The sequence below is a fragment of the Sulfurimonas sp. genome (genome assembly GCF_026196735.1).
GTDB lineage: Bacteria > Campylobacterota > Campylobacteria > Campylobacterales > Sulfurimonadaceae > Sulfurimonas.
Genome location: NZ_JAPHUF010000014.1, coordinates 1 through 25,114 on the forward strand (window position 1 = coordinate 1; position 25,114 = coordinate 25,114).

The window sequence follows — 25,114 nt, forward strand, 5'->3', positions numbered from 1 at the left end:
ACATTTAATGCCATTGTTTTCCCTTGATAATTTTAAGCTTAAGTACTTAAATAATTTTCGGCATTATACTAGAATAAAGCAAAAACTTTTATAATGTCATAAAGAAATCAAGGATTATTATGAAAAAATTCAATTTATTTAAAGAAATTATTACCGCAAATACAGATGAACTTAAAAAAGCAATAGATTCTCAAAAGACTTTTGCTATCAATATTTACGGTGAAATTCTAACAGAACCATATAGTGAAGGTGATATTTTAATCTACAGTGGAATTCCAGATAAAGATGTAGAGATTGAAAAAGCTTTTGGTCCAAAATATCAAATTGTCGTTTCAGATGATAGAGTTTTAATCAAAGCATTTTCTAATTGGCAAGAACTTATTGCCATCAACACTCCTCTTGCTAGTTATGATGATACAACAGCTGATGGTGTTGCAGAATTTTCAAACAAAGATTTAGAAGAGATTGGCTGGAATATAACTGAATTCAATGTGACTTACAGAGAGTTAGTTGAAGTCTTAGAAGAAAAGGCAGACGGAATTATTCTTTGTATAGAGCAAGAAGAACCTTACCAATTTAGTGGCTTTGGTTTTTTAAGCAACAACGAACAGGCAAAAGATATTTTATTTAAATACTGTCAAGAAATAGTTAAAGACAAACTTGCCAATGATGATGATTTTGAGAAATCTAATCTTGAAGATGATGAAGAAGAAGCTGCTATTTTTTTTAAAGCTCTATAACTAAAATTTCAAGCTAAAATAACACTCTACATGTCATTTTAGCTATTTTTTCTAAACTTTGAGACAAGAACATAAAAAAGTGGAATAAACACTATAGCCAAGAAAGTAGCTGCTAACATTCCACCCACAACTCCAGTTCCTATAGAATGCCTACTTGCCGCTCCTGCTCCACTACTCAAAGCAAGTGGAATAACTCCTAGTGTGAAAGCAAGTGAAGTCATAATAATCGGGCGCAGACGAATTTTTGCAGCCTCGATAACCGCATCATATATCTTCATTCCCTGCTCTTGTTTTTGCATTGCAAACTCTACAATTAAGATTGCATTTTTAGCCGAGAGTCCTGCTAAAACAAGGATACCTATCTGAAAATATATATCATTTTCAAGTCCTCTTATGTGATTAGCTACAACCGCACCAAAAACTCCAAACGGTACTGCCAATATAACAGATATTGGCATAAGCCATCTCTCATACTGAGCAGCTAAAATTAGATACAAAAAGATTATGCCAAATATAAAAGCCATACTTCCTGCACTAGAAATCTGCTTCTCCTGATATGCCGTTCCAATCCAGCTAATAGTATATCCTTGAGGCAGAACCTCATTTGTGACTTCTTCTATGGCCTTTAGTGCATCTCCAGAGCTGTAACCAAGAGCAGGTTGACCTGAGACTTTAGCCGCACTAAAGAGGTTAAACCTCTCAACCAAATCAGCACTTACTATCTGTTTTAGCTCTACAAAAGAGCTAATAGGAAGCATCTCGCCTTTGTTATCTCTGACATATATTTTATTTAAATCATCAGGACTTTTTCTAAACGACTCCTCAGCTTGCATATTTACCATATATGTTCTGCCCATAAGATTAAAATCGTTTATATAATAACTTCCAAGTGTTGCATTTAGAGTCTGATAAACATGGTCTAAATCAACCCCTTTAGACTTAACTTTTGCACTATCTACAATAACCTTGTATTTTGGTACATTAGTATTTAAAGTACTTCTTACTCCTGCTAATTCCTCTCTCTCATTACCTTTTTTGATAATTTCATTTACATATTTTTGAAGTTCTTTAATATCACCGCCCGTTCTATCTTGAACATATAGATCAAATCCGCCTGCTATACCCATGCCCCTAATGGGAGGGGGTACAACACCAAAAGAGAAACCATCACTTGTAGCAGAGAGTTTTTTACCCATTTGCGAAGCTATATATGATGCATGCTGATGCGGTTCTTTTCTCTCATCCCATGGCTGTAATTTTAAAATTGTAGCTGCCGAATTTGTTCTAAGTGAAAAAGTTACAAAATCTATCCCGGCAAACTGAACTATATTTTTTATACTCTCTTTGTCTTTTGAAGTAATATCATAAATCTCAGAAGTCAAAGCATCTGTTCTGCTAAGAGATGAACCTGGAGGATTGTAACTAAATACAAAGACCGTACCTTTGTCTTCAGTAGGAACAAGACCTGTCTTTAAAGAATTGAACATGTCATAAGTTATATATATAAGTCCGCCAAAAAGAAGCATACTTAAAAATGCATATCTTATAGTCAGTTTTAAAGCTTTTGAGTATCCTCTTGTAGCAAATTCAAAAAAATTGTTAAACCATTTGAAAAAGTACTTTGGCTCTTTATGTGTCGGTTTTAACATCAGTGCACAAAGTGCAGGAGTAAGAGTAAGCGCCACAAGCCCCGATATTGCCAAAGATATAACTATGGTCACGGCAAACTGCCTGTACATCTCACCACTAAGCCCGCCTAAAAACGCAACGGGAATAAATACCGCCGAGAGAACAAGCACAATTGCAACAAGCGCACCTGAGACCTCTTTCATGGCCACAAATGAAGCTTCCATTGGCGAGAGTCCTTCTTTTATATGTCTCTCAACATTTTCTATAACAATAATCGCATCATCAACAACTATCCCAATTGCCAACACAAGCCCAAAAAGAGTAAGCAGGTTAATACTAAAACCTAATATATACATCCCTACAAAAGCACCGATAATTGAAACAGGAACAGCCAAGATAGGTATAAGGGTAGCTCTCCAATTTTGTAAAAATAGATATATAATAAGTACAACCAGAATAATTGCTTCTATAAAAGTCTTAATAACCTCGTTTATTGAGAGTTCCACAAATTCCGTAATATCATAAGGTATCTCATATTCAACATCTTCAACAAAGTTCTCGCTTATTGAAGCAACAGTTTCTCTTATATTTTTTGCAGTCTCAATTGCATTTGCACCGCTTTGCAAAAATATTGCCACCGGAACGGCAGGTGAGTTGTTTAGTTTGTTTTTCATTGCGTAGCTTTGAGAACCAAGCTCTATCGTAGCGACATCTTTAAGTTTAAGAGAACTTCCGTCTTCATTTGCTCTTACAATAATCTCTGAAAACTCCGAAGGGTCGCTAAACCTCTCTTGCGTCTCAAGTGTATAGGTAAACATCTCATTTGCGGATACCGGTTCAGCAGATAGTTTTCCTGCTGCGTATTGTTCGTTTTGCTCTCTTATTGCCAAAACCAAATCATTTACAGTAAGCGAATACTTCTTGAGTTTTAACGGGTCAATCCAGACTCTCATCGAGTAATCTTTTGCACCGAAAATTGTTACATCACCCACCCCTTTGACTCTTTTTAAATCATCAACAATATTCATAAGAGCATAGTTAGAGAGATAAGTCACATCCTTTGTCTGTTTGGGAGAGTATAAGATAACCACTTGAAGCATATCCGGCGATTTCTCAGCAACTCTTACACCTTGTCTTTGAACCTGCTCGGGAAGTTTTGAGAGTGCGGCTTGAACACGGTTGTTTACATCTATCTTTGCATCATCAGGATTTGTTCCAACTTCAAAAAATATACTTATACTAAGAACTCCGTTATCTGCGGAAAGAGAACTCATATAGAGCATATCTTTTGCTCCGTTTATCTCTTGTTCAAGAGGTGCTGCAACTGTTTTAGAGATAGTATCGGCACTAGCCCCCGGATAAGAAGTTGAAACAACTATCTGCGGCGGTACTACTCTTGGATACTCTCCAATAGGCAGAGACATCATTGAGATAATACCTGCAAGTACGATAATAATAGCAATTACAGATGCAAAAATAGGTCTTTTTATAAAAAAAGCAGAAAACATATCAATTGCCTTCCATAATAGCTACTTTACTCTTTGGTCTTAGTTTTGCTATGTTGCTTACTACAATGCTTTCTCCCTCATTTAAGCCCTTAGAGACTAATGCCAAACCATCTGTTACTTGTAAAACTTCAACTGCGCGCATAGATATTTCGCCATTTTTAACAACATAAACCATCAACGCTTCAGGAGTTTTTATAAGTGCATTTTGCGGGATTTTTACAACATTTTCATAGCTAAACCCATCCATACTAAGCTCAACATAAGAGCCTACAACCAATTCTTTGTTTTGATTTTTAAAAGTCGCTCTAAGCAAAAGAGTATCTGTTTTAAGATCTAGTTTTGGAGCTATATAATCAACTATACCGATATATTTTTTTGCACCAAGGTTAATGGTAACTTCTGCACCTGTTTTTATTTGCGCCTTATATTTTAATATATCAACACTTGGTACGGAAAATTCAGCATATATACTCTCTAAGGAAGTGATAGTAGCAAGATTTGCATTTTGCGCATCAAAGTCAATATAACTTCCCACATCACTATTACTCATTCCAATCATGCCGCTTATAGGAGCTTTAATGGTTGTATAACTATAATTTAGCTCAGCCTTTTGAGCTATCGCCTTTGCCTTTTGCACCTCAGCCTTTGCGTCATCAAAAGCATATAAAAGCTCATCTCTTTGCTGCTTGCTTATTGCGCTGTTTTTAAATAGATACTTACCTCTATCCCAATCATTTGCAGCTTTGTTGAAGTTAGCCTCGGCTTTTAAAAATGCTGCTTTTGCTTCATCAAGTGCAGCTTTATACTCATCTTTTTCAAGTTCGTAAATAATCTCACCCTCTTTTACAAATGCTCCTTCTGTAAAATTCTTTATTTGTAAAATTCCTCTTACTCTAGCAACAATATCCACTTCTTTGAAGGGTTTTAATACAGCAGAATAACTTTTTGTGAAATCAACTTTTTCATATTTGATTATTTGAACTTTTACCGGCAGTGGCGGCATCTTAGGCATTGTCGACTGAGTTGAGGCAGCGTTTTTTTCATCACTGCACCCTATAAAAAGTAGTGACATCACTACTAACAATAATGCTAAATTTTTCATCTATAAAAACTCCTTAATATCTTTTGCACTGTAATAAATTAACTCTGCTTTTTTAATCTCTAAATTATATAACGCTCTTTCATGATTTCTTGCGGCATCATATTTTTGACTAAGCGCTAAAAGATATGCGACATTATCAATAGTTCCGTTTTGGTACTTAAATTTGATAAGTTCATATGCAGATGTTGCAGCATCAAGAGCAGCTTTTGTTGCTGCAATTTTTAGCTTGGCAATCTCTAGTGATTTTTTTGCAAGTCTATAATCAACATCCGCTTTATGCTTTTCATGTTCAATAGTTACTCTTTTACTTAAATACTCTTCATATTTGGACTCATAACTTTTAGTAGTTGATCCAAAATCAAAAATATTCCAAGAAGCGTAAATCATAGCAATATTTTGTGTGTCTACTAAAAAATTAGTTGCCGGTTTATTATCAAAGTAGTAGTCGCTGTAACTTAGCGTACTGTCAAAATAGACTTTGGGCATATTTTCACTTTCTCTACCTTTTGCTTCATATAAAAGTGCAGCGGCATCATGCTCTAGTGATTTTATATCATGTCTTACACCAACACTACCCTCATCTGCAAGGTTTATTTTTGCACCGCTTTGCAGAGTATCAACTTTTTGTGTTGTAAAGTACTCAAGAGCATGAAGAATTTTTTCTCTCTCAAGGTCAATTTCATAAAGCGATACAAGGGCACCTTTGAGTGTCGCATCAATCTTATCGAGCTCATCTTTTGTCACAGAACCCGACTCATAAAAAAGCTCTAACCTACGAAATTCAGCTTTGAGTTGTTCAATCTCTTGCTGGGTGGCTTGCTTGTCTGCATTTAATGCCATAAATTCAAAATAGAGCCTTGAAACATCAAGAGAGATGCTGTTTTTTATTGCTTCAACACTCTCTTTACTTGAGTCTATGCCTGATTTGAGCTGCTTATAAAGGCTTCCTTTTTTACCGCCGTCATAAAGAGTATATTTTAGACTCGCTTGAACTTTTATTGAATTTTCTGCAAGTGATACGCTCTCTTCATATGCATTTTGATAAGTCGCACCAAGCTCTAATGAAGGCAGATATGAACTCTTAGTGCTTTCATAACCTTTCTCTTTTGCAGTTACGATATGCACAGCAGACTCTACAACTCTATTTTTTTGAGACAACTCTATGAGCTCATCAAGCGTGTAAGAGTATAAAAAAACAGGCAGACACAGCAGTGGAAATAAAAATCTCACAAAAGCTCCCTTAATTATTTTAGAACAATAATATCACATTCACTCTTAAATATATCTTGCCAGAAAGATATATTTTTGGCTATAATTCTGCTATGAAAAAAAACAGAGTACATACAGACCTTATAACGAATTTTTACGACAAAGTCAGTAACGGAGAGTTTCCAGAAGTTTTTTTAATGACTTTTCCAATAGCTCTCATTCAAAAAACAGTATTTGCTCATGCTGAGAGTTTTTTAAAAGAGAAGTTTGACATGTTAAACTCCGAAGTTGATGTTTTGGCCTCACTCTTTACACACGGAAAAATACTCTCTCCAACTCAACTTTATGATTTGACTATATTCTCTTCAGGTGGTATGACAAAGGTCTTAAAAAAACTTGAGGCTAAAGGTTTTATTTACAGAAAAAAAGATGAAAATGACAAGAGATGTATGCTTGTCTGCCTTACACAAAGCGGAGAAGATATTGTTTTAAAATCACTTAATGAGATTTCAAAAGAGTGCAGTAAATACTTTGAAGCTTTTAGCGAAGAGGAAAAAAAGCTCTTCGCCTCTTTGTTAAAAAAAGTACTTTTAAATATAAACAGGGTTGATTAGCTCTTAGAAGATTTTGTTCTTAAAAACCTCTGCAAAATAATCATTGCAGAGATAGAGTCGATTCTGCCGTCACGAAGATGTTTCATCTCGCCTTTTATCATAGACTCTGCTTCTTTAGAACTTCCGGCTTCGTCTTGATAAAAAACTTCACCCTCAAAAGAGACAAGATTCATAAAATGTGCTATGCGCCGTTTCATTTCATCTTCACTGCTTCCACCAAGAGGCACACCGATAACAACTGCATCAATTTCCCACTCTTTTATAACCTTTTTAACTTCATCAGCGGCTTGATTACGATTTTTGCGAATTATTGATGGCAGTGGAGTAACAATGTCTTTGTGTGCAGAATATGCTAGACCTATTCTTTTAAGCCCCAAATCAATAGCTATATATTTGATATTATTTTCCTAAACAAAAAGAGCCAAACATTTTGTCAAGCATCTCATCATTTTCAAAAGGTCTTGTTATTGAAGCCATTTCTTTTACAGCCTCATTTAGATGAAAAGAAAATATCTCCAACTCTTGGTCTTGTAGTGGAAAAAGTGCTTCTTGTATATTTTTAAGTGTATTTTCAACCGCTGATATCTGTCTATGAGATATCAGCATCATCTCATCAGAAGTATTTGTTTTGTTCATAATATTTTCTAGCGCTATTACTAGCTCATCTACGCTGTCTTTAGAGTTTAGCTCCATATCAAAATTAATATCTACATGTACAAATTTAGGGGCTAAATCAATCTTATTTTTTACATGTAAAACATGTTTATTTTTGGCATGCGATTTTATTAAAGAGATTATCTGTTCATCTTCACCATCACATTCACGAGAAGAATCAAAAAGTGCAATAACTATATCACTTTGTTCTATGGCTTCAAGACTTCGCTCTATTCCTATGCGCTCTATCTCATCACTTGCTTCTCTTATCCCTGCCGTATCCACTATTCGGATTAGATGTGTTCCAATCTTTACCTGCTCTTCTATCGTATCTCTTGTAGTTCCTGCAATATCACTGACTATAGCACGGTTATAACTAAGTAGTGCATTTAGTAGTGAGCTTTTTCCGACATTTGGTTTTCCGACAATTGCTACTTTAAAACCTTGCATCAGACCTTCTCTTGCCTTGCTTGCCAACAGAGTTGAATCAAGAGATTTTTTAAGCTCATTTAGTTTTGTCTGGATTTGTAAAACCAAATCCTCTGGCAAATCCTCTTCAGCATAGTCAATACTGACTTCTGAATATGCGAGTATATGAATTATTTCATCTCTAATTTTCTCTATATACTCTTTGAGTGAGCCTTTCATTTGAGCTGCTAGAATTTTTGCAGCATCTTCACTTTTTGCTTCGATAAGTTGTGCAATTGCTTCTGCTTCGCTTAAATCAATTCTGCCATTAAAAAAAGCACGCTTGCTAAATTCACCGGCTGTTGCAAGTCTCGCACCGTGAGCAAGTGTGGCTTTTAAAATGCTCTGAGCAACTATAAAACCACCATGGCACTGTATCTCTACAACATCCTCGGCAGTAAAAGAAAAAGGTGCATTAAAGTAAATAACTATAGATTCATCAATCAGTTCATTGCTAAAATTATATATATTGGTTAAAGTAGCATATCTTGGAGTAAAATCTTTTTTATGAGAGAGTTTTTTTGCTATTTCTAAGGCTCTATCTCCGCTTATACGGATTATTGCGATAGAGCCTATGCCATTAGCTGTTGCTATGGCACTGATTGTATGGTTCATAGCTTAATTATTATAATCATTTATAATGATAAATTTAAGCCCATCACGAGTAGAGCGGATTGCTACATACTTGTTTGGATACTTGGCGCGAAGTTCCTTAAGTGCTATTTGAACTAAAACACCATCAAGTATTTTAGTCTGTGCTCTTCCGTCTCTATCAATATTTTCACAAACACCTACAAGGTACCTTCCTATAGACTCCTCTTGATTTTTCAAGAACTCTGCTATCTCTAAGCGAAGCTGCAATTGATACTTTGTATTTATCCAGTTAAATATCATGTAAGACAAAGCTTTATATCTATAACCCTCTTTACCTATAAGAAGCGCTGCATCTTCACCTTTAAACTCTACTAAAAGTGTGTTTTCATCATAGGCATTAACATCAATTTTGTCAATTTCAAAACATGTGTGACTAAAAAGAGTATTTATCTCTTTTTCTATTGTTTTTGCAACTTCTGATGCTCTCACCGTATCTTGGATTGGCTCTTGTGCTGAATCATCTTCGTCATAATCTGCTGTGAAATTAATATCTGCCATATCATAGTCTTCATCATCTTGAGTACTTACAAATGACTCTGGCATGATAGTATCGTTCAAAACATTTAGCTCTGATTTCTTTTTATCTTCTTTAGGTTTCTTTTTTTGTTTTTCTTTCTCTGGTTTAGCTTTTATCTTTGATGTTGACTCTGTGCCAGACTCTTCTAATCTACTAGCTTTTGTGCCTTTATTAGACTTTGCAGAGGTATCCAAATCTACTTCTGCTTTATCAGAAACAGTTGGTTTTTTTGCAGCAACTATAATAGCACTCTTTTTGAAAAGTCCTAAAAATCCGCTGCTTGGAGCTTGCACCACCTCTATTGTCAATTCTGTTACAGAGCACTCTAGTTTAGAAGCAGCATCTTTGTAAGCTTCTTCTAGAGATACCGATACTATCTTAATCATCTTTTTTTCCAGAAGATTTTTTTGAATTTTTGCTTTCTGACTTCTCTTGTTCTATCTCTTTATGTTGCATTTTTTTAGCATGGTCACTAACAGCTATCTCTGCATCTTTTGCATTTTTAAACTGTGCATTTACAATAAATTGTTGTCCTATTGAGAACATGTTATTTATAAACCAGTAAAGTACAAGTCCAGACGGGAATGTCAAGAAGAAGAAAGTAAAGATAATCGGTAAAAATTTAAACACTTTTTCCTGCATTGGGTCAGTAAAGTTACTTGGTGTAATTTTTTGTTGATAGTACATTGAAGCACCCATTAGAATTGGCAATATAAAAGTAGAATCCATTCTTGATAAATCGTCTATCCATAAAGCCCACTCAGCACCTTGAAGTTCAACTGCATTTAAAAGTACACGATAAATCGCAAAAAATACAGGAATTTGAAGAAGCATCGGCAAACAACCACCAAGAGGATTTGCTCCATTTTTCTTGTATAAATCCATAACTGCGGCGTTCATACGCTGTGGATCGCCTTTATATTTTGCTTGGACAGCTTTAACTTGCGGCGAAATCTCTTTAAGCCTTTGCATAGAGACCATACCCTTGTATGTCAACGGATAAAGAACTGCTCTAATCAAAATAGTAAGAGCAATAATAGACCAACCCCAGTTACCAAAGATTCCATGTAGCCATGATAACAGCTGAAACAGAGGTTTAGAAGCAAAAGTAAACCAACCATATTCTATGGCATTGGTTAAAACAGGGTTAATACTCTTTAGAGTCTTATAGTTTTTTTGACCGAGGTAACCGTTGAAGTCCATATTTTGTAGTGCTTCAAAATATATTACCGGATTATTGTCTCTGTCTCTTTCAACTATAATATTTGTGTCTTTAGAAAATCCATACATAATTGATGCAGAGTACTGATCAAATGCAGAGATAAGTTCAACACCGCTAAAAGCTTTTCTACCTTCAGCATCGCCATCTTCAATGATAGTTACAAGTTCATCATCAGTATAAACCATAGCTCCTGAGACTGTCATCATCTGCTCTGTAATTTGTGGTCTTTGACCTAAATAGATAAAATATCTTTTATCATCAGATAGCGAGACTTTAACATCATAATGACCATCAGTATAAAAAGTTATATCTTTTGTAACAGTAAGATTCGATAATTTCTGAGTTAAAGTAACTTTTTTAGGACTATCATCAAGAGAAATTTCTGAAACATTTGCCGTGTAAGCTACTTTTGTTGCTTCATCATTTAGATTTGTATCTAAAAATCTAATAAACAGCGGTTTTGTACCTGTTGCAGGAATCAACTGAGCATGCTGGTCTTCTTTGTCATTGTACTTGGCTTGAAGTAACTCTTTTGAAGATATACGACCGAGTGTATCCATCTTAAGTATAAAATCTTTATTAGTAACAGTCACTAATGTACTTAAATCATTTGCTGCCATTTTCTCATCTGTTGAGATTTCATGGCCTACTACACTATCAACACTTGAAGCTTGAGGAGTAACTGAAGCTTGCACATTTTGTTTAAGCTCTACATTTTGAGTATTTTTTTGTTGTGTCTGTGCCAATTCTGGCTGCTCTGGTGGAAAAATTGCTGTATAAACTACGAAAAATACAACTGAAAGTAGCACTGCTACCATTAATCTTTGATTTGGTGTCATTTTGTCTAACACGGTCACCCTTTATATGAAAAATTTTTTATAATATAAAAACGGTTTTTTTTATTTGGAACCAACCAATATTTTATAGAATCAACCCCTATTTCTGTGGGCTTTAAAGAGAGTTTGTCAAGTAGTGGATACTCTACGCCACCCTCAAATAATTGATTACAACGAAGTATTCTAGTTAAAGTGTGGTAAAAAGCACTTGAAATGGAATTATTTTCGAAATGAATTCTTGCATATTCACTGCAAGATGGGTAAAATCTGCAACTTCCAAAACCTATAAGGGTAAAAAACTTCTGATAAATCCATAGGATTTTTAGTAAAAACTTTCTAATCATCTAAGTTTTCTTAAGTGCGTTAGAGCGATTTAAAACTTTTATAAAATCATTTTTTAGTTTTTCATGAGTAATTTCAATAATTGATTGTTTTGCTACAAAAATATATGTGCCATCTTTAAGCATTGGAGAAAATTCACGAAAAAGAGCTCTTAGCCTTCGCTTTGCTCTATTTCTTTTTACAGCATTACCAATTTTCTTAGTTGCTGTAAATCCCACCTTGTGAATGTTGTGAGTGGGAAGAAAAAAAAGTACTACACTGCTAGAGTGAGAGTCTTTTGCTTTTTTATATATATACTGAAACTCCCGATGTTGTTTCAGCGTGTAAAAATTGCCTAAACAGTCAATCTTTTACGACCTTTAGCACGACGACGATTAATTATGTTACGACCATTCTTCGTTGCCATTCTAGCTCTAAAACCGTGAGTTCTTTTTCTCGGTGTATTATGAGGTTGGTATGTTCTTTTCATAGACATATCCTTCTTTAAAATTAAGTCCGCAATGTTACATAAGATTTACTTAAAGAGCGGTTAAGTTTCGTTTTACTTACTTAGAAAATCTTTTAATGTCTCTTGATTGGACTGATTAAGAGAGTTTGAAATATCAAAAAGCTTCTCTATTTCTCCAACATGACAATCTCTACACTCTTGTATCACATCGTGTTCTCTTACATTTGGCTTGTTTATTTTTGACATTGGATGACATCCAAAACAATCATTTCCGCAGTCAGCCATCTTATTTGGTTCTGCTGAGTGACAATTAATACATGTAAGCATAGGCTTATGTCTTAAATCATCATTGATTGTAGGAAGAAGCTTAGGGTGACACGACAAGCAGTCACCCGTACATGCAAAAATTGATATTGTAAAAAATGTTATAAATAATATATATTTCATTTTGAAATTATAACCTCTATCTTATTTACGATACTGTTACTTTTATTTCACTATTTTGTACATCAAAATTTACTTTTGAGCCTTCCATTACAGTCCCATCAAGAATTAACTCTGCTAGTCTGTCTTCTACTATCTCATACAGAGCACGCTTAAGTGGTCTAGCTCCGTAAACCGGATCAAATCCAGCCTCTGCTATATAAGCTTTAGCATCAGCGCTTAAAGTTAACTCTATATCTCTTTGCTCTACTTTTTTAGCAATATCTCTAAAGAAAATATCAACAATGTCAACTATCTGTTCGCGACCAAGTGCATTAAAGATTACTATATCATCAAGACGGTTCAAAAACTCAGGTTTAAAGGCTTGTTTTAACTCACCCATAACCATATCTTGGAGCCCCTCAGAATCTTGGTTATTTATTATCTTATCACTTGCAATATTTGATGTTAAAATAATAATAGTATTTGTAAAATCTACCGTAACACCTTTGTTGTCGGTCAGTCTTCCATCATCTAAAACTTGAAGAAGAATATTAAAAACATCTGGATGAGCTTTTTCCACCTCATCAAAAAGTATTACACTATAAGGTTTTCTACGAACTGCTTCTGTAAGCTGTCCACCCTCTTCGTATCCTACATATCCCGGGGCTGCACCAACTAAACGAGATACTGCGTGTTTTTCCATATACTCACTCATATCTATTCGTATCATCGCATCTTCAGAATCAAACAGAAATTTAGCCAATGTTTTTGCGGTCTGTGTCTTACCAACACCAGTCGGTCCTAAAAACAGAAAACTGCCGATAGGTGAATTAGTCTCAGAAAGTCCGGCTTTGTTTCTCTTGATTGCGCGAGATACCGCATGAGTAGCTTTTGTCTGACCAACTACATCTTTGTTTAACTCCTCTTCAACATTTAAGATTTTATCTTTGTCTGCTTGAAGCATTTTATTAACTGGAATTTTTGTCCATCTAGATATTATAGAAGCTATTGCCTCTTCATCAACAGAATTCTTTAAAAGTGTTCCGGCACTCTGAAGTTTTGTCCAATTCTCGTTTATTTTTTTCTCTTCTTCCAATAGAGCCGGTATCTCACCATACTCTATCTCTGCAGCACGGTTAAACTCTGATTTTGTTTTGGCAGTTTGTGCTTCTCTTCTTTTGCTCTCAATATCATTTTTAATACTTGAAATTTTTTCAAAAACTTCTTTTTCGCTGGCAAAACGAGTCTCTAAATCTCTAACCTCTTCCTCAACATCTGCTAACTCTTTTTTTATCTCTTCAAGCCGCTTAGTATTTGCCGGAGTATCCTCCATTTTCAGTGCTTCTTGTTCTACATGTAGCTCTGAACTTTTTCTCTTAGCAGAACTAAGAGCGTTTGGCTCAGATTCTATCTGCATCTTCAGTTCAGCTGCTGCTTCATCAATGAGGTCAATTGCTTTATCCGGAAGAAATCTATCTGCTATATATCTGTCACTTAATCTTGCTGCTGCAACTAAGGCGCTGTCTGTAATAGTTACATTATGATGAGTTTCAAGTCTCTCTTTGATTCCTCTAAGAATTTGAAGAGATTGATTAACCGTAGGCTCATCAAGGTTAATTGGTAAAAACCGTCTTTGAAGAGCCGCATCTTTTTCAAAGTATTTTCTATACTCTTTAAGTGTTGTTGCACCGATAGTATGAAGCTCCCCTCTTGCTAATGCAGGTTTTAAGATATTTGCCGCATCCATGCTACCCTCACTTGCACCTGCTCCTACAATAGTGTGAATCTCATCAATGAAAAGTATAATATTTCCACTCTGCTTTACTTCATCTATTACAGCTTTTAGTCTGTCTTCAAACTCTCCTCTGTACTTTGCACCTGCAATAAGTGCACTCATATCAAGAGCTATAACCTTTTTATTCTGCAGTGAAGTAGGAACAGCGTTGTCACTTATTCTTTGTGCAAGACCCTCTACTAGAGCTGTTTTACCAACTCCCGGTTCACCAAGCAGCATAGGATTGTTTTTTGTTTTTCGAATAAGTATCTGCATCATTCGTGTAATCTCTTCATCTCGTCCAATAACAGGTGAAAGACTGCCCTCTGCTGCTTGTAGTGTTAAATCAATTCCATATTTAGCTAAAGACTCCATAGTCTCATCTGAACTTTGAGAATCAATTTTTGCACCGCCACGAGAACTCTCTATATTTTTAGCTAGTTCTGACATGTCAATATATTTTTTTAATACTGTAGAGTATGGTTCATTTTTCAAGTTTGCCAATATATATGTATCTACAGCTAAAAAACTATCTCCGTTTTTAGTCATCAACCCTGCACCGTTTTCCAGTGTCTGAACAAAGTTTTTTGATAGTCTTATGCTATCTTTTGAGACTGTTGAAGATTTTGGCAATTTTTCACTCAAACTCTTAACATCCAGCTCTATCGCTATCTTGTCAATGTTCATTTTATTGAACATCTGATTTAAAACAGAATTAGAATTTGTTAATAGCGCCCACAAAAAATGTATCGGCTCGACCTCTTGGTTTTTGTTGTGTAGTGCCAATGATATAGAAGACTCTATAGCTTCTGTCATGTTATTTGTTAATTTTTCAAAAATATTATTACTCATTATTATCTCCTCCTACAAGGAAGTGAATTCCTTACAGTATTCCTCTTACTAAAGCTACTGCTTCGCAGAGAAACTTATTTATTTAATTTACAGTAATATTATACCTAGTTGAGTGTATCATTGTCAAGTCTTTTTAGTCTCTTGTCTCTAATGCAACTTTTTATTATTTATAATATAATTACATATTAATTTTTTAGGATTATTATATGCAAACAATCATAAATACAATAACAAACCGCTCGTCAAAAAGAGCATACTTAGCAAAGCCTGTAGCAAGAGACATTCAAGAGAAAATTTTAAAAGCTGCACAAATGACTCCAAGTGGAGCAAATATGCAGCCATGGATAACTTACGCTATCAGCGACACAGATGTTTTAAAAAATATCGGTGATGCCATAATTGACAAAATGAACAGTGGCGTAGAGCATGAGCAGTTTATTCAGTACTATCCTCTAAACTGGGTAGCTCCATATAAAAAACGCCGTTTAGAAACCGGTGTCGGTTTATATAAACTTATGGGCGTTGATAGAAAGGACTATGATACCCGCACTAAGATGTGGCACAATAATTTTAGATGGTTTGGCGCTCAAACAGTCTTTTTTATTTTTACAGACAAGGCAAATATTGATGGTGCACAAGGTGCTTTAATAGACTGCGGTGCATATATGCAGACAATCATGCTTGCCGCACAGGAGTTTGGAGTAGATAGTTGCCCACAAGGTTCAACTACAGAATTTGGAAAAGTTGTAGCAGATGTTTTAAATACACCTGAGAATCTAGCGCTTTTGTATAGTGTAGTTTTAGGATATGAAGATAAAGATGCTAAGATAAACTCATATAAGCCTGAGCGCGTACCGCTGAGCGAAACGGTTACTTTTATCTAATTATTAGTGAAGCTAAGGCTTTAAGCCTTTTTGCTCATATCTTTTAAGCATACTCTCGTTTCCCGTTACCCCGCCGCTGTGAATATAAATAATCTCTTCATCAGTTTGTTCAAGTAAACACTTCCAAAGACCCGGTGCATAAAGCAGATCAAATTCAATTTCACATTCTAAAAGTTTTTTTTGAATTTCTAAAAACTCAAGGTACGGCTTTGCAAAATGATACTTTTTTTCAGGCTTCAAAATAATTAAATTATTTGGAATATCATGAAGCATACTCATCTGCTCCTTTAGATAAGCCACATCTCCAACGCATGGAGTTGTATATACTTTGTACTCAGGAAGGGTCAAAGCCAAAAACAGTGCCGTTGTGCCTGTCCCTGAGGGTGTGGCTAAAGATTTGACATGTAAGTTTAAAGCTCTTATCTCATCTGCCAAGACTCTCAAGCCCTCTTTTGCCTGTTGAACTGCTCCGCCTTGGTCAATAACAAAAGTCTTTTCGTCCAGATTTAATCTCAAAGAAGCTATAAAATCTCTATAAAATTCATGCTCAATTTCTACATGTTGCATTCCGAGCTTTATAGAGTGAAAATAATTTCCTATATTTTCATCTTTTTGGTTTTGACTTATTGGCTTTGTATAGTAGGTAAATTTCCATTTTTTTGCTTTGCACATTGCAGCAATTGCTAACATGGCATTTGACTGAGTTCCACCGTAAGAGATTATTTTACTGAATTTATTTGCGGGTGTTTGTAAAAGAGTGTAAAGTTTTCGGTATTTGTTTCCGGCGAGATATGGATCTATCAGATCATCTCTTTTTACATAAAAATCTCTCCCCTCCAAAGTTATTTTAGAGATTGGAGAGTTTATTTGCATAAAAATTATTTGATTGTTGCTTCTTTTTCTAGTTCTTTCATCTTAGCAATCATTACTGTTTTTGCTTTTTCAAGTTTTAATCTTTTGTTTATAGTCTCTTTTGCATCTGCAAATGAAACTTGGTTGTTTTTTCTAGCTTCAAGATAAATAAGGTGATAACCAAATTGTGTCTGAACAGGAGCTGACACAGTTCCAACTTTCATGCTAAAAGCTTCTTGACTAAATTCAGGAACCATTTCTCTTGGAGAAAAAGTAGGCAGTTTTCCGCCGTCCATTCCACTAGGTCCGGTAGATTTAGCCTTAGCTAATTCAGCAAATTTATTTACTAAAGCATCGCCCTTTAAACCTTTTAACTGCTTAGCTAATTCTTTAGCTTCATCTTCAGTTGCAACTAAAATATGGCGAGCATCTGCACTTTTATCATTGAACTCTTCTTTATTGTTGTCGTAGTATTTTTTCATCTCTTCATTTGAAATAACAATCTTGTCTACTTCTCTTTTTTGCCATACTTGTATTGCTATCTCTTGTTTGATTCTTTGAGAAACTTCGTCATATCTATCTTTAAAATCTTTTGAATCAAGCACACCTGTTTTTTTAGCATTATCATATACTAACTCTTTTGCAACTAACTGCTCCAACACCTGCTTTCTAAATTCTGCTTGTTTTTCAACCGGAACTTGATTAAATCTACCTTGAGTTGCCTGCATAAGTTCTCTGTCAACATCTTCTTGAGTAATAGAAGTACCATTGACCGTTACAAGAGTTTGTGCTGCTGAAAGAGTAGATAATAGAGCTAACGATGTTACTAGTTTTGTTACTGTGTTCATTATAATTCCTTATTTAATTGAAAAATTTTAGTGATTTTATACTAATGATTATTAAACAGAGTATATTTTCGTATATAATTCGCCTCATGAAAAAAGCAACAAAAAAAGAAATTCAAGAAATTCATCAACTTTTTATCGATAGATACAGTGACGCAGTGACTGAGTTAGAGTACAAAAATCCTTATGAATTGGTTGTAGCAGTTGCACTCTCAGCTCAATGCACAGACAAAAGAGTAAACATCTTGACACCTTCGCTTTTTGAGAAATACCCTGACCCGCAATCTTTGGCTAGTGCAGAGTTGGATGATGTAAAAGCACTCATAAACAGCTGTTCATTTTTTAACAACAAAGCAAAAAATATAGTCGAAATGGCCAAAAGAGTTGTAGAGTTTTATGATGGCGAAATACCAATGAATGAAAAAGAACTAGTCACTCTTGCCGGTGTTGGACAAAAAACTGCTAATGTTGTTATGATAGAGTACACCGGTGCAAATCTAATGGCAGTTGATACACATGTATTTCGTGTTTCACATAGACTTGGTCTTAGTGATGACAAGACAGCCCTTAAAACAGAAGCAACACTTGTTAAAAAATTTAAAAACAACCTTCATGCACTCCATCAAGGAATGGTTCTTTTTGGCCGCTATATCTGTAAGGCAAAAAATCCTAAATGTGAAGAGTGTTTTTTGACAGAGTATTGCAAAACAAAAGAGAGTTTTAAAGTCTAGCTATAAAACTGGATTACTATTTGCTTAATAACTATTATGATTAAATATTTACTACTTATCTCAACACTGCTTTTATTCTCTGGATGTGTAAATAAACATGGAATATCTGCAAAATACTACAGCGACTGTAAAGAGTACTACGACATGCAGGGCTACTACCACAAAGATTGTGGCGAGGACGATATTGTTACTTATAAGCAAATAGGCAAACTATTTGAAGGCAAAGAGGCAGAACCAGAGGGTAATGTCTGGTAGTGACAACTATTTCCAAATATAAAAGTACAATCAATATAAATTAAAATTACAAAATAATTTTAGGCAATTTAATGAAAATGTACATCTGTACATTGAAGTAAATTAACGACAAAATATGAAGTAAGTTTATTTTATAGCTATAAAAGTTGCAAAATTTGCCCAGCGAAAAACTACTTCACAGTGAGAAAATCCACAATTTTTAGCCATTGCTATGTTTTCCTCTTCACTGTATGGAACTAAAACATTCTCAAGAGCTTCTCTTTTTTGACTTATCTCAAACTCTGAGTATCCCTGCTCTTTTTTAAAATCATAATAACACTCAATCAAGTCTTTATTTAGTTTGGAGTGGTGGCTTATAACCTTCTCACTAAATATAAAAATACCATCTTTATTAAGAGATAATGCTATTTTTTTTACCAACTCTTCGCGAACAAGAGGGCGAATAAACTGCAAAGTATAATTACTTACAAAAACATCAGCTTTTTTATAGTCATACTCTAAAATATCAGCATTTTCAAGCTCTACATCAGCTCCAAGTGCATGACATTTTCTTCTTGCCTGTTCCAACATTGCCTCTGAATTATCAAGTCCCACCAATGTCGCTTTACATTTTAGTTTTTTACTAATATTTATAAGCAAAGAGGCTGTTGATGAGCCTAAGTCGTACATGATTGAACCATCTTCTAAATGCTTCATGGCAAAAAATTCCGTGATTTTTTGAGATTCTTTGTAAAACGGTACACTTCTAGACAACATGTCATCAAAAACTGCGGCGACTTCTTCATCAAATTCAAACTGTTTTTTTATCGGTTTTGTAAATATTTTATCGTTCATAATCTTATTTTAGCTAAATTCTTATGATACAATTATGAATAAAGGTTGAACAACATGCAATTTAACACATCGACGATAATGATGATATTTTTTATTCTTCTTCTTATTGTGAGTATATGGAAGATTTATGCATTTTTGCCAAACAAACCACTTGCAGATGATGACACAACACAAGAATCACAAGACGAACTTATGAACTTAATGTTAAAAGTTATAAAAGAAAATCACGGCGCAGTAGATGTAAATGAACTGCTAGTAAAAATGGAGACAGATGAAGATTTTAACAGTGAGCGCTTTTGGAGATTTAATCTAAATAAATTAAACCAACTCTTAAACAGCTATTACATAAAAAACCCGAATGCTAAAAGCATTTCGGATATTTATCAAGATTTAAAATAATTTAGTTTTTATCTTTTGCATTTAAGTCAGAGTAAGCTTCTTCTACTCTAGCTATGAGAGTTTCTTGTCCGCTTCTCAGCCATTTTCTAGGGTCGTAATATTTTTTATTTGGTTTATCCTCGCCTTCTGGATTACCGATTTGTCCTTGAAGATAATCTTTGTGCTTCTCATAGTAATCTCTTACACCAATCCAAGTTGCCCACTGAGTGTCGGTATCTATATTCATTTTGATAACACCATAGCTTATAGCTTCTTTTATCTCGCTCGGCTGGGAACCTGAACCACCGTGAAATACAAAATTTACCGGTTTTTCTTTAGTGTTGAATTTTTCTTGAATATATTTTTGAGAGTTGTCTAAAATTTTAGGAGTCAGAGATACATTTCCCGGTTTATAAACACCGTGAACATTTCCAAATGATGCTGCAATTGTAAAATGTGGTGAGACTTCATTTAACTCTTTGTATGCAAAAGCTACATCTTCTGGCTGAGTATATAAAAGTGAATTATCTATGTTTGTATTATCCACACCATCTTCTTCTCCGCCCGTACAACCAAGCTCTATCTCGATACTCATGCCTATCTTACTAAAGCGTTTCAAATAAGCTTTACATGTAGCAATATTTTCTTCTAAAGGTTCTTCTGAGAGATCAAGCATATGTGAAGAGTATAGTGCTTTTCCTGTGTGTGCAAAGTGTTTTTCACCGGCATCTAAAAGTGCATCAATCCAAGGAAGAAGTTTTTTTGCAGCATGGTCAGTATGCAAAATCACGGCTACACCATAAGCTTCTGCCATCATATGAACATGTTTGGCGCCGGAAATTGCGCCGACTATTGCTGATTTTTCATTTTCGTTGCTTAAGCCTTTGCCTGCATAGTATGAAGCCCCACCATTACTAAACTGGATTATTACAGGAGAGTTTACTTTTGCAGCAGCTTCTAAAATAGCATTTATAGAGTCAGTCCCTACAACATTAATAGCGGGAATGGCAAATCCTCTCTCTTTTGCGTAATCATAAACTTTTTGTACATCCTCACCAAATAGTACACCCGGCTTAACAATATCTAAAATACCCATATTCAAACTCTTTATTATAAAATTTATTTGCCCTATTATATTATAGGGTTCATTTAAACTAACTTTCATACATTACTTTATTATGATAAAATATCAACAAAAATCTTTCGGAGACATTATGAGACTAACTATAGACGAGTATTGCAAATATTTTAAGATGTCAAAAGAGATGGTTAACTCAAAAATTAAATCAAAAAAATTAAACTATATTATTGAAAACGGCATCACATATATGATAGTTGCAAAAAGCTCCCTGAACAAATATGAAGGTCCTCAAGAAAAAAAATCTGTACCTCAAGAGCCAAGCCAAGCGCTTAAACCTAGAACAACTGTTGCAACAGTTATAGCACTGTATCAAAAAGAAAATAGCTTTCTTAAAAATAAAATAGTTCAACTAGAAGCTAAGATAGATAAGCTGATTGATGACAAAGAGCAGATGCTTCGTGATGAAAGAGATAAAATTGAAAATCTTTACACTACAAAAGATGAGCAATTAAAAAATATCTTAGAACTTATAAATAATAAAATGAGACTTGAAAGAGAAGAGTCTACCGTGCATCAAGTAGAGAGTTTTCAACATAGCGATGAAGCAGAGATAAAATACGACACAAGAATAGTGGAGTTAAAAGAGTACCTCAAATCATTAGGCATAAGTTCTTCTCAAAGAAAAGCCATAAAAAAGCGTTTTTTAGATGTGTATGATAGCGATGTAAGGATTATCAAGCAAAATGGAAAACTTTATTTAGATTTTTCAAAATACGATTATAGTGATTTACTTGCTTAAAGAAAAGATTAAAACCTGGAAGATTGATACTGCGATTGCAAGATTTGCACAAGAGAACAGACTTGACATATCTGATCTTTCATTTGACTTAGATAGCGTTGTTACTTACATTAAAACAATTGCAGATGATGATTTTGAAATCTATACTTCTGATATACATAATTATTTCACTAATCATGAAAAAATGGTTAATGAACATGTAGAACTAAAGCAAATGTATCATATAACTATCAAAGACGCGTCTGAAGATATCATAAAATTAAAGTACGATATAAAATTATCGCAAAGTAATGCCCATCCAGCTATTATTATTCATCCTGAATCTCAAATTCCATATAAAGAATATACTCCAAAAGAAATATACTTACTCCTGTTAAAAGAGCTAAATAAAATAAAAGCAAAAAACAAAATTTTAGTGAAAATCTTTGATGACAAAATGAAAGAAAAGCTCAAAATTTTCACTAAACATTTGTATAAAGATAAATTTGTAAAAAAGGTAAAACTTCCGCTATTTAGCGGCATAGAACCAACCGTAACAAAAAACTCTAAGCTTGTGAGATATTACCTACAAAAAAACACAACAAGTCAAGTCATAGAAGTTGATTCAGGCGAAACATTAGTAAAATATATAAAACCTGTTTTTGGAAAAAATGGTTTAAATGCTTTTGGCAAACTTATCAAAAATGATATCTTAATAAACAAAGATGATTTACAATGTAATGTAGACAGCAAGACAATTGAAATAATTGAAAACCAACATTCAAAGATTTATAAAAGTAAAACAAAAGGTTTTATTCACATAGATGAAAATGATTTTTATATTGACAATAAAATAAAGATGCAGCATCTTTCTCGTGTTCAAACTTCGGTAGCCAAAGATGAAACAAACAATATTGAAGTCACAATTTCTCAACACGACACTTCTGTTGACAGTTTAGGTGAAGGAGTTGAACTTACATCTGAGACCATTCATATAAATGGGCATGTTGGTGCTAAAAGTACTATTAAAGCTGTTACACTAAATATAGATGGAGCGACTCATAAGGACTCTATTCAAGAAGCAAAGTTTGCAGAAATAAATAGGCATAAAGGCAAACTAAGATGTCATAATGCAAAAATAAAACTATTAGAAGGCGGTGAAGTTCACGCAACTAATGTTGATATTGAAGCTTCCCTTGGCGGAAGCGTATATGCTGAAAATGTAACTGTTGGACTTGTCAAAAGTAATCTTAAGGTTTATGCCTCAAACTCAATAACCATCAGACATGTTCATGGCGAAGATAATCTTTTCAAAATTAACTACAAAGACATACCTATTTTAAACAGTAGGTATAATTTTATAAACAAAGAGATTGAAGATTTAAAATATACTCTAGAAGGAGCTATGAAACATACTCCTACTCAAGTGCCAATACTAAAAGAGCAAATAACTAAATTAAAGGTTCAACAAAACGAGATAGTAAATACCGTTAAAAGTGCAAAAATCACGATTGAAGAACCTCTAAGAGGGCTAAATACCATCACCTTTACTATTGATGATGAAAATGAGCTTACTTTCAAAACTGAAGCTCATATATATAAACCATTTTACTTAGTAGAAACAGATAACTACATTACCCTGCATCCAACAAATAAAAAAATAGCTAAAGAAGAAGAATAACTTCCACCCACGCTAGAACTTCAATAATTTTATTTTTTTTAACAAACAGCAATAAATTTTTAATTTTTACATAAATCATATACGGAAAACCGTGTATTTAATATCTTATTAGTATTCTATTATCAATTATATATATGTTAATGCAAAATTAATTGCATATTAATACATATAATTAGTATCTATTTATAATTATAATGTATATTTAAGTATATAATCCGTACAATACTCGAATGCAAATTAATGATCTGTTTAATATTCTTCATAACTCATTAGAGTCTCAAAATAATGGAAAAAAAATATCTTTAAAAGATATGGCTGTTTCACTTGGGATATCTATGCGCACATATCAAGACTGGAAACTAGGACGAGCTAAACCACAAGCCGCTTCTACTGTCATGAAAATGTTAGGAAGATTGGATGATGATGAGATCATTAGAGCTGTTAGAAAAATCAATAGACTTGAGGATTGAGTTGATGAGTACATTAACAAAACAAGAACGAGATGGTTTAGAGGATGTGTTTTTATCTATACATTCGAGTAATGATAAATACAAAAAAATTAAGGATTTATCATCTTTAATTATAGCTAACAGGATTAGTAGTGTTCTCTCAAAACTACTAAAGCGTGCAAAATTCGGACTCAAAAAGACAAAATCATCACATTTTTTTAGGTTTATTGATAAAAAGAAGAAATCTTTAAGCAAATAAACTATAAAGTGTCTTTAGCTGAACTATTTGATTATATGACTTTTTGTTTTACAATCTCAATAGTTTCGGAAAATCTTTATAAATTCAAGGGTAGATTTATGAATAAAGCTCAATTCGTTGAACTAGTGCAAGCAAGTGGTAATTACAAAACTAAGGTTGAAGCTGAAGCAGCTATCAAAGCATTTACAGAGGCTGTTACATCAGCTCTAGTAAAAAAAGAAGATGTGTCTTTAGTTGGATTCGGTGGTTTTTCTGCTACACTTCAAAAAGGTAAAAGTGGTAAAGTTCCTGGTACTAACAAGACTTATACTACTCAAGATAAGATGGTTCCTAAATTTAAAGCTGGTAAAGGTCTTAAAGACCGCGTTGCTGCTGGTAAATAAGACCTTCAATTTGTCGCATTTTTTGCGACAAATACTCTCTACATATAATATAAACTTCTCTATACAGCTTAAGCAATAAAATACAACAAAAAAAACATCAAAAACTCTTTTAATTTGAATAAAAATAGATACAATACTGTTATAAATTTTAATTTGGAGACAAAATGAACAAAATCCTACTATCACTGCTACTATTGATTTCAGTAAATCTTTGGGCACAAGACAACAATCCACATGTAGTTCTTGAAACTACTCAAGGCAATATAGAGATAGAACTATTTCCAGATATAGCACCTCTTGCCGTTGAGAACTTTACTACTCACATCAAAAATGGTTACTATGATGGAATTATATTTCATAGAATAATTCAAGGTTTTATGATTCAAGGCGGAGACCCTACTGGCACCGGTAGAGGTGGAGAGAGTATCTGGGGTAAAGATTTTAAAGATGAGTACAAAGACAAAGTATTTAACCAAGCCGGAATACTTGCAATGGCAAACAGAGGTCCGGCTACTAATGGAAGTCAATTTTTCATAACTACTGCTCCAACACCTTGGTTAAATGGAAAGCACACTATTTTCGGAAAAGTTGTACCATCATCGATGGATAGTGTTAACAAGCTTGACCGTGTTGCTACTTCAGGAAGAAGAGGTGGAGATAGACCATTGGAAACTCAAAAGATTATAAAAGCATATATAAAAAAATAAGT

The 25,114-nt window shown here is 34.0% G+C and carries 28 protein-coding genes; 12 read left to right on the top strand and 16 right to left on the bottom strand.

Going from position 1 to position 25,114, the window contains the following annotated elements; all coding sequences use genetic code 11:
* The first annotated feature begins 119 nt into the window (after window positions 1–119).
* Window positions 120–740 (top strand): hypothetical protein, encoded by a 621-nt coding sequence (locus tag OQK60_RS09075; protein ID WP_297686260.1) that lies wholly within the window; start codon window positions 120–122, stop codon window positions 738–740.
* A gap of 38 nt (window positions 741–778) precedes the next feature.
* Here the strand turns inward: OQK60_RS09075 and OQK60_RS09080 are convergent, their stop codons facing one another.
* The 3 genes from OQK60_RS09080 to OQK60_RS09090 are packed head-to-tail and all read right to left on the bottom strand — an operon-like array spanning window position 779 to window position 6,209.
* Complete coding sequence (locus OQK60_RS09080; protein ID WP_297686262.1) at window positions 779–3,877, bottom strand: multidrug efflux RND transporter permease subunit; 3,099 nt, start codon at window positions 3,875–3,877, stop codon at window positions 779–781.
* A 1-nt stretch (window position 3,878) separates the two neighbouring features.
* Window positions 3,879–4,979 carry an efflux RND transporter periplasmic adaptor subunit gene (locus tag OQK60_RS09085; RefSeq protein ID WP_297686264.1) on the bottom strand — a complete coding sequence of 367 codons (1,101 nt, stop codon included), beginning with the start codon at window positions 4,977–4,979 and terminating at the stop codon, window positions 3,879–3,881.
* A complete protein-coding gene (locus OQK60_RS09090) occupies window positions 4,980–6,209 on the bottom strand; it encodes a TolC family protein (protein ID WP_297686266.1) in 1,230 nt (409 codons plus the stop codon).
* A 92-nt stretch (window positions 6,210–6,301) separates the two neighbouring features.
* On the opposite strand from OQK60_RS09090, the gene OQK60_RS09095 reads away from it, so the two are divergent.
* The gene (locus OQK60_RS09095) at window positions 6,302–6,802 is read left to right on the top strand and encodes a MarR family transcriptional regulator (protein WP_297686268.1); all 501 of its coding nucleotides are present in this window, start codon (window positions 6,302–6,304) and stop codon (window positions 6,800–6,802) included.
* On the opposite strand, the gene ruvX is transcribed toward OQK60_RS09095, so the two are convergent.
* From ruvX to OQK60_RS09140, 9 genes are all read right to left on the bottom strand, one after another.
* Window positions 6,799–7,200 carry a Holliday junction resolvase RuvX gene (gene ruvX / locus OQK60_RS09100; protein WP_297686396.1) on the bottom strand — a complete coding sequence of 134 codons (402 nt, stop codon included), beginning with the start codon at window positions 7,198–7,200 and terminating at the stop codon, window positions 6,799–6,801. The genes OQK60_RS09095 and ruvX overlap by 4 nt on opposite strands.
* Before the next feature lies 1 nt (window position 7,201).
* Window positions 7,202–8,539: a tRNA uridine-5-carboxymethylaminomethyl(34) synthesis GTPase MnmE gene (gene mnmE, locus OQK60_RS09105; protein ID WP_297686270.1), complete on the bottom strand. Its 1,338-nt coding sequence runs from the start codon at window positions 8,537–8,539 to the stop codon at window positions 7,202–7,204.
* Between the two features lie 3 nt (window positions 8,540–8,542).
* A complete protein-coding gene (locus OQK60_RS09110; RefSeq protein WP_297686272.1) occupies window positions 8,543–9,481 on the bottom strand; it encodes a Jag N-terminal domain-containing protein in 939 nt (312 codons plus the stop codon).
* Window positions 9,474–11,168: a membrane protein insertase YidC gene (yidC, locus tag OQK60_RS09115; protein WP_297686275.1), complete on the bottom strand. Its 1,695-nt coding sequence runs from the start codon at window positions 11,166–11,168 to the stop codon at window positions 9,474–9,476. Before yidC ends, OQK60_RS09110 begins: the two co-directional genes overlap by 8 nt.
* 2 nt (window positions 11,169–11,170) lie before the next feature.
* Window positions 11,171–11,497 (bottom strand): membrane protein insertion efficiency factor YidD, encoded by a 327-nt coding sequence (gene yidD, locus OQK60_RS09120; RefSeq protein WP_297686277.1) that lies wholly within the window; start codon window positions 11,495–11,497, stop codon window positions 11,171–11,173.
* Entirely contained in the window at window positions 11,498–11,842 is a 345-nt protein-coding gene (gene rnpA, locus OQK60_RS09125) for a ribonuclease P protein component (protein WP_366854954.1), read from the bottom strand. It abuts the gene before it with no gap.
* A complete protein-coding gene (gene rpmH, locus OQK60_RS09130; protein ID WP_297686279.1) occupies window positions 11,830–11,964 on the bottom strand; it encodes a 50S ribosomal protein L34 in 135 nt (44 codons plus the stop codon). The genes rnpA and rpmH overlap by 13 nt, the downstream gene beginning before the upstream one ends.
* 72 nt (window positions 11,965–12,036) lie before the next feature.
* Window positions 12,037–12,390, bottom strand: coding sequence for a hypothetical protein (locus OQK60_RS09135; RefSeq protein WP_297686280.1), 354 nt, complete (start codon window positions 12,388–12,390; stop codon window positions 12,037–12,039).
* 25 nt (window positions 12,391–12,415) lie between these two features.
* The gene (locus tag OQK60_RS09140) at window positions 12,416–14,995 is read right to left on the bottom strand and encodes an AAA family ATPase (RefSeq protein ID WP_297686282.1); all 2,580 of its coding nucleotides are present in this window, start codon (window positions 14,993–14,995) and stop codon (window positions 12,416–12,418) included.
* Between the two features lie 206 nt (window positions 14,996–15,201).
* Here OQK60_RS09140 and OQK60_RS09145 point away from each other — a divergent pair, with 206 nt between their 5' ends.
* Window positions 15,202–15,879 carry a nitroreductase gene (locus tag OQK60_RS09145; protein WP_297686284.1) on the top strand — a complete coding sequence of 226 codons (678 nt, stop codon included), beginning with the start codon at window positions 15,202–15,204 and terminating at the stop codon, window positions 15,877–15,879.
* A 12-nt stretch (window positions 15,880–15,891) separates the two neighbouring features.
* On the opposite strand, the gene OQK60_RS09150 is transcribed toward OQK60_RS09145, so the two are convergent.
* Both OQK60_RS09150 and OQK60_RS09155 read right to left on the bottom strand, forming a co-directional pair.
* Entirely contained in the window at window positions 15,892–16,752 is an 861-nt protein-coding gene (locus OQK60_RS09150; RefSeq protein ID WP_297686286.1) for a 1-aminocyclopropane-1-carboxylate deaminase, read from the bottom strand.
* A 5-nt stretch (window positions 16,753–16,757) separates the two neighbouring features.
* Window positions 16,758–17,579, bottom strand: a complete 822-nt coding sequence (locus OQK60_RS09155) for a peptidyl-prolyl cis-trans isomerase (protein ID WP_297686288.1) — start codon at window positions 17,577–17,579, stop codon at window positions 16,758–16,760.
* Between the two features lie 86 nt (window positions 17,580–17,665).
* Here OQK60_RS09155 and nth point away from each other — a divergent pair, with 86 nt between their 5' ends.
* Both nth and OQK60_RS09165 read left to right on the top strand, forming a co-directional pair.
* A complete protein-coding gene (gene nth / locus OQK60_RS09160) occupies window positions 17,666–18,307 on the top strand; it encodes an endonuclease III (RefSeq protein ID WP_297686290.1) in 642 nt (213 codons plus the stop codon).
* A gap of 36 nt (window positions 18,308–18,343) precedes the next feature.
* The gene (locus OQK60_RS09165; RefSeq protein ID WP_297686293.1) at window positions 18,344–18,562 is read left to right on the top strand and encodes a hypothetical protein; all 219 of its coding nucleotides are present in this window, start codon (window positions 18,344–18,346) and stop codon (window positions 18,560–18,562) included.
* A gap of 126 nt (window positions 18,563–18,688) precedes the next feature.
* Here OQK60_RS09165 and cmoA read toward each other — a convergent pair whose 3' ends face one another.
* A complete protein-coding gene (gene cmoA, locus OQK60_RS09170) occupies window positions 18,689–19,396 on the bottom strand; it encodes a carboxy-S-adenosyl-L-methionine synthase CmoA (RefSeq protein ID WP_297686294.1) in 708 nt (235 codons plus the stop codon).
* Between the two features lie 54 nt (window positions 19,397–19,450).
* On the opposite strand from cmoA, the gene OQK60_RS09175 reads away from it, so the two are divergent.
* Window positions 19,451–19,795: a hypothetical protein gene (locus OQK60_RS09175; protein ID WP_297686296.1), complete on the top strand. Its 345-nt coding sequence runs from the start codon at window positions 19,451–19,453 to the stop codon at window positions 19,793–19,795.
* A gap of 1 nt (window position 19,796) precedes the next feature.
* Here OQK60_RS09175 and fbaA read toward each other — a convergent pair whose 3' ends face one another.
* Window positions 19,797–20,870 (bottom strand): class II fructose-bisphosphate aldolase, encoded by a 1,074-nt coding sequence (fbaA, locus tag OQK60_RS09180; protein WP_297686298.1) that lies wholly within the window; start codon window positions 20,868–20,870, stop codon window positions 19,797–19,799.
* Window positions 20,871–20,988: 118 nt separating this feature from the next.
* On the opposite strand from fbaA, the gene OQK60_RS09185 reads away from it, so the two are divergent.
* The 6 genes from OQK60_RS09185 (at window position 20,989) to OQK60_RS09210 (ending at window position 25,112) form a co-directional block, all read left to right on the top strand.
* Window positions 20,989–21,654: a hypothetical protein gene (locus OQK60_RS09185; RefSeq protein WP_297686299.1), complete on the top strand. Its 666-nt coding sequence runs from the start codon at window positions 20,989–20,991 to the stop codon at window positions 21,652–21,654.
* On the top strand, window positions 21,638–23,314 hold the full coding sequence (locus OQK60_RS09190; protein ID WP_297686301.1) for a flagellar assembly protein A: 1,677 nt from the start codon (window positions 21,638–21,640) through the stop codon (window positions 23,312–23,314). The genes OQK60_RS09185 and OQK60_RS09190 overlap by 17 nt, the downstream gene beginning before the upstream one ends.
* A 230-nt stretch (window positions 23,315–23,544) precedes the next feature.
* On the top strand, window positions 23,545–23,784 hold the full coding sequence (locus tag OQK60_RS09195; RefSeq protein WP_297686303.1) for an XRE family transcriptional regulator: 240 nt from the start codon (window positions 23,545–23,547) through the stop codon (window positions 23,782–23,784).
* Window positions 23,735–24,022, top strand: coding sequence for a hypothetical protein (locus OQK60_RS09200; protein WP_297686305.1), 288 nt, complete (start codon window positions 23,735–23,737; stop codon window positions 24,020–24,022). Before OQK60_RS09195 ends, OQK60_RS09200 begins: the two co-directional genes overlap by 50 nt.
* Window positions 24,023–24,120: 98 nt before the next feature.
* The gene (locus OQK60_RS09205; RefSeq protein WP_297686307.1) at window positions 24,121–24,405 is read left to right on the top strand and encodes an HU family DNA-binding protein; all 285 of its coding nucleotides are present in this window, start codon (window positions 24,121–24,123) and stop codon (window positions 24,403–24,405) included.
* A 164-nt stretch (window positions 24,406–24,569) separates the two neighbouring features.
* Entirely contained in the window at window positions 24,570–25,112 is a 543-nt protein-coding gene (locus OQK60_RS09210; protein ID WP_297686309.1) for a peptidylprolyl isomerase, read from the top strand.
* The last annotated feature ends 2 nt before the right edge of the window (window positions 25,113–25,114 follow it).

What these genes read in the sequence shown, in the direction of transcription:
- OQK60_RS09085 (WP_297686264.1), bottom strand. Translation starts at nt 4,979, where the DNA reads ATGAAAAATTTAGCATTATTGTTAGTAGTGATGTCACTACTTTTTATA.
- nth (WP_297686290.1), top strand. Translation starts at nt 17,666, where the DNA reads ATGAAAAAAGCAACAAAAAAAGAAATTCAAGAAATTCATCAACTTTTT.
- OQK60_RS09185 (WP_297686299.1), top strand. Translation starts at nt 20,989, where the DNA reads ATGAGACTAACTATAGACGAGTATTGCAAATATTTTAAGATGTCAAAA.
- mnmE (WP_297686270.1), bottom strand. Translation starts at nt 8,539, where the DNA reads ATGAACCATACAATCAGTGCCATAGCAACAGCTAATGGCATAGGCTCT.
- OQK60_RS09205 (WP_297686307.1), top strand. Translation starts at nt 24,121, where the DNA reads ATGAATAAAGCTCAATTCGTTGAACTAGTGCAAGCAAGTGGTAATTAC.
- yidD (WP_297686277.1), bottom strand. Translation starts at nt 11,497, where the DNA reads ATGATTAGAAAGTTTTTACTAAAAATCCTATGGATTTATCAGAAGTTT.
- fbaA (WP_297686298.1), bottom strand. Translation starts at nt 20,870, where the DNA reads ATGGGTATTTTAGATATTGTTAAGCCGGGTGTACTATTTGGTGAGGAT.
- OQK60_RS09140 (WP_297686282.1), bottom strand. Translation starts at nt 14,995, where the DNA reads ATGAGTAATAATATTTTTGAAAAATTAACAAATAACATGACAGAAGCT.
- OQK60_RS09145 (WP_297686284.1), top strand. Translation starts at nt 15,202, where the DNA reads ATGCAAACAATCATAAATACAATAACAAACCGCTCGTCAAAAAGAGCA.
- cmoA (WP_297686294.1), bottom strand. Translation starts at nt 19,396, where the DNA reads ATGAACGATAAAATATTTACAAAACCGATAAAAAAACAGTTTGAATTT.
- OQK60_RS09200 (WP_297686305.1), top strand. Translation starts at nt 23,735, where the DNA reads ATGATGAGATCATTAGAGCTGTTAGAAAAATCAATAGACTTGAGGATT.
- OQK60_RS09150 (WP_297686286.1), bottom strand. Translation starts at nt 16,752, where the DNA reads ATGCAAATAAACTCTCCAATCTCTAAAATAACTTTGGAGGGGAGAGAT.
- OQK60_RS09135 (WP_297686280.1), bottom strand. Translation starts at nt 12,390, where the DNA reads ATGAAATATATATTATTTATAACATTTTTTACAATATCAATTTTTGCA.
- OQK60_RS09210 (WP_297686309.1), top strand. Translation starts at nt 24,570, where the DNA reads ATGAACAAAATCCTACTATCACTGCTACTATTGATTTCAGTAAATCTT.
- OQK60_RS09110 (WP_297686272.1), bottom strand. Translation starts at nt 9,481, where the DNA reads ATGATTAAGATAGTATCGGTATCTCTAGAAGAAGCTTACAAAGATGCT.
- OQK60_RS09075 (WP_297686260.1), top strand. Translation starts at nt 120, where the DNA reads ATGAAAAAATTCAATTTATTTAAAGAAATTATTACCGCAAATACAGAT.
- OQK60_RS09095 (WP_297686268.1), top strand. Translation starts at nt 6,302, where the DNA reads ATGAAAAAAAACAGAGTACATACAGACCTTATAACGAATTTTTACGAC.
- rpmH (WP_297686279.1), bottom strand. Translation starts at nt 11,964, where the DNA reads ATGAAAAGAACATACCAACCTCATAATACACCGAGAAAAAGAACTCAC.
- OQK60_RS09195 (WP_297686303.1), top strand. Translation starts at nt 23,545, where the DNA reads ATGCAAATTAATGATCTGTTTAATATTCTTCATAACTCATTAGAGTCT.
- OQK60_RS09175 (WP_297686296.1), top strand. Translation starts at nt 19,451, where the DNA reads ATGCAATTTAACACATCGACGATAATGATGATATTTTTTATTCTTCTT.
- OQK60_RS09165 (WP_297686293.1), top strand. Translation starts at nt 18,344, where the DNA reads ATGATTAAATATTTACTACTTATCTCAACACTGCTTTTATTCTCTGGA.
- OQK60_RS09080 (WP_297686262.1), bottom strand. Translation starts at nt 3,877, where the DNA reads ATGTTTTCTGCTTTTTTTATAAAAAGACCTATTTTTGCATCTGTAATT.
- OQK60_RS09155 (WP_297686288.1), bottom strand. Translation starts at nt 17,579, where the DNA reads ATGAACACAGTAACAAAACTAGTAACATCGTTAGCTCTATTATCTACT.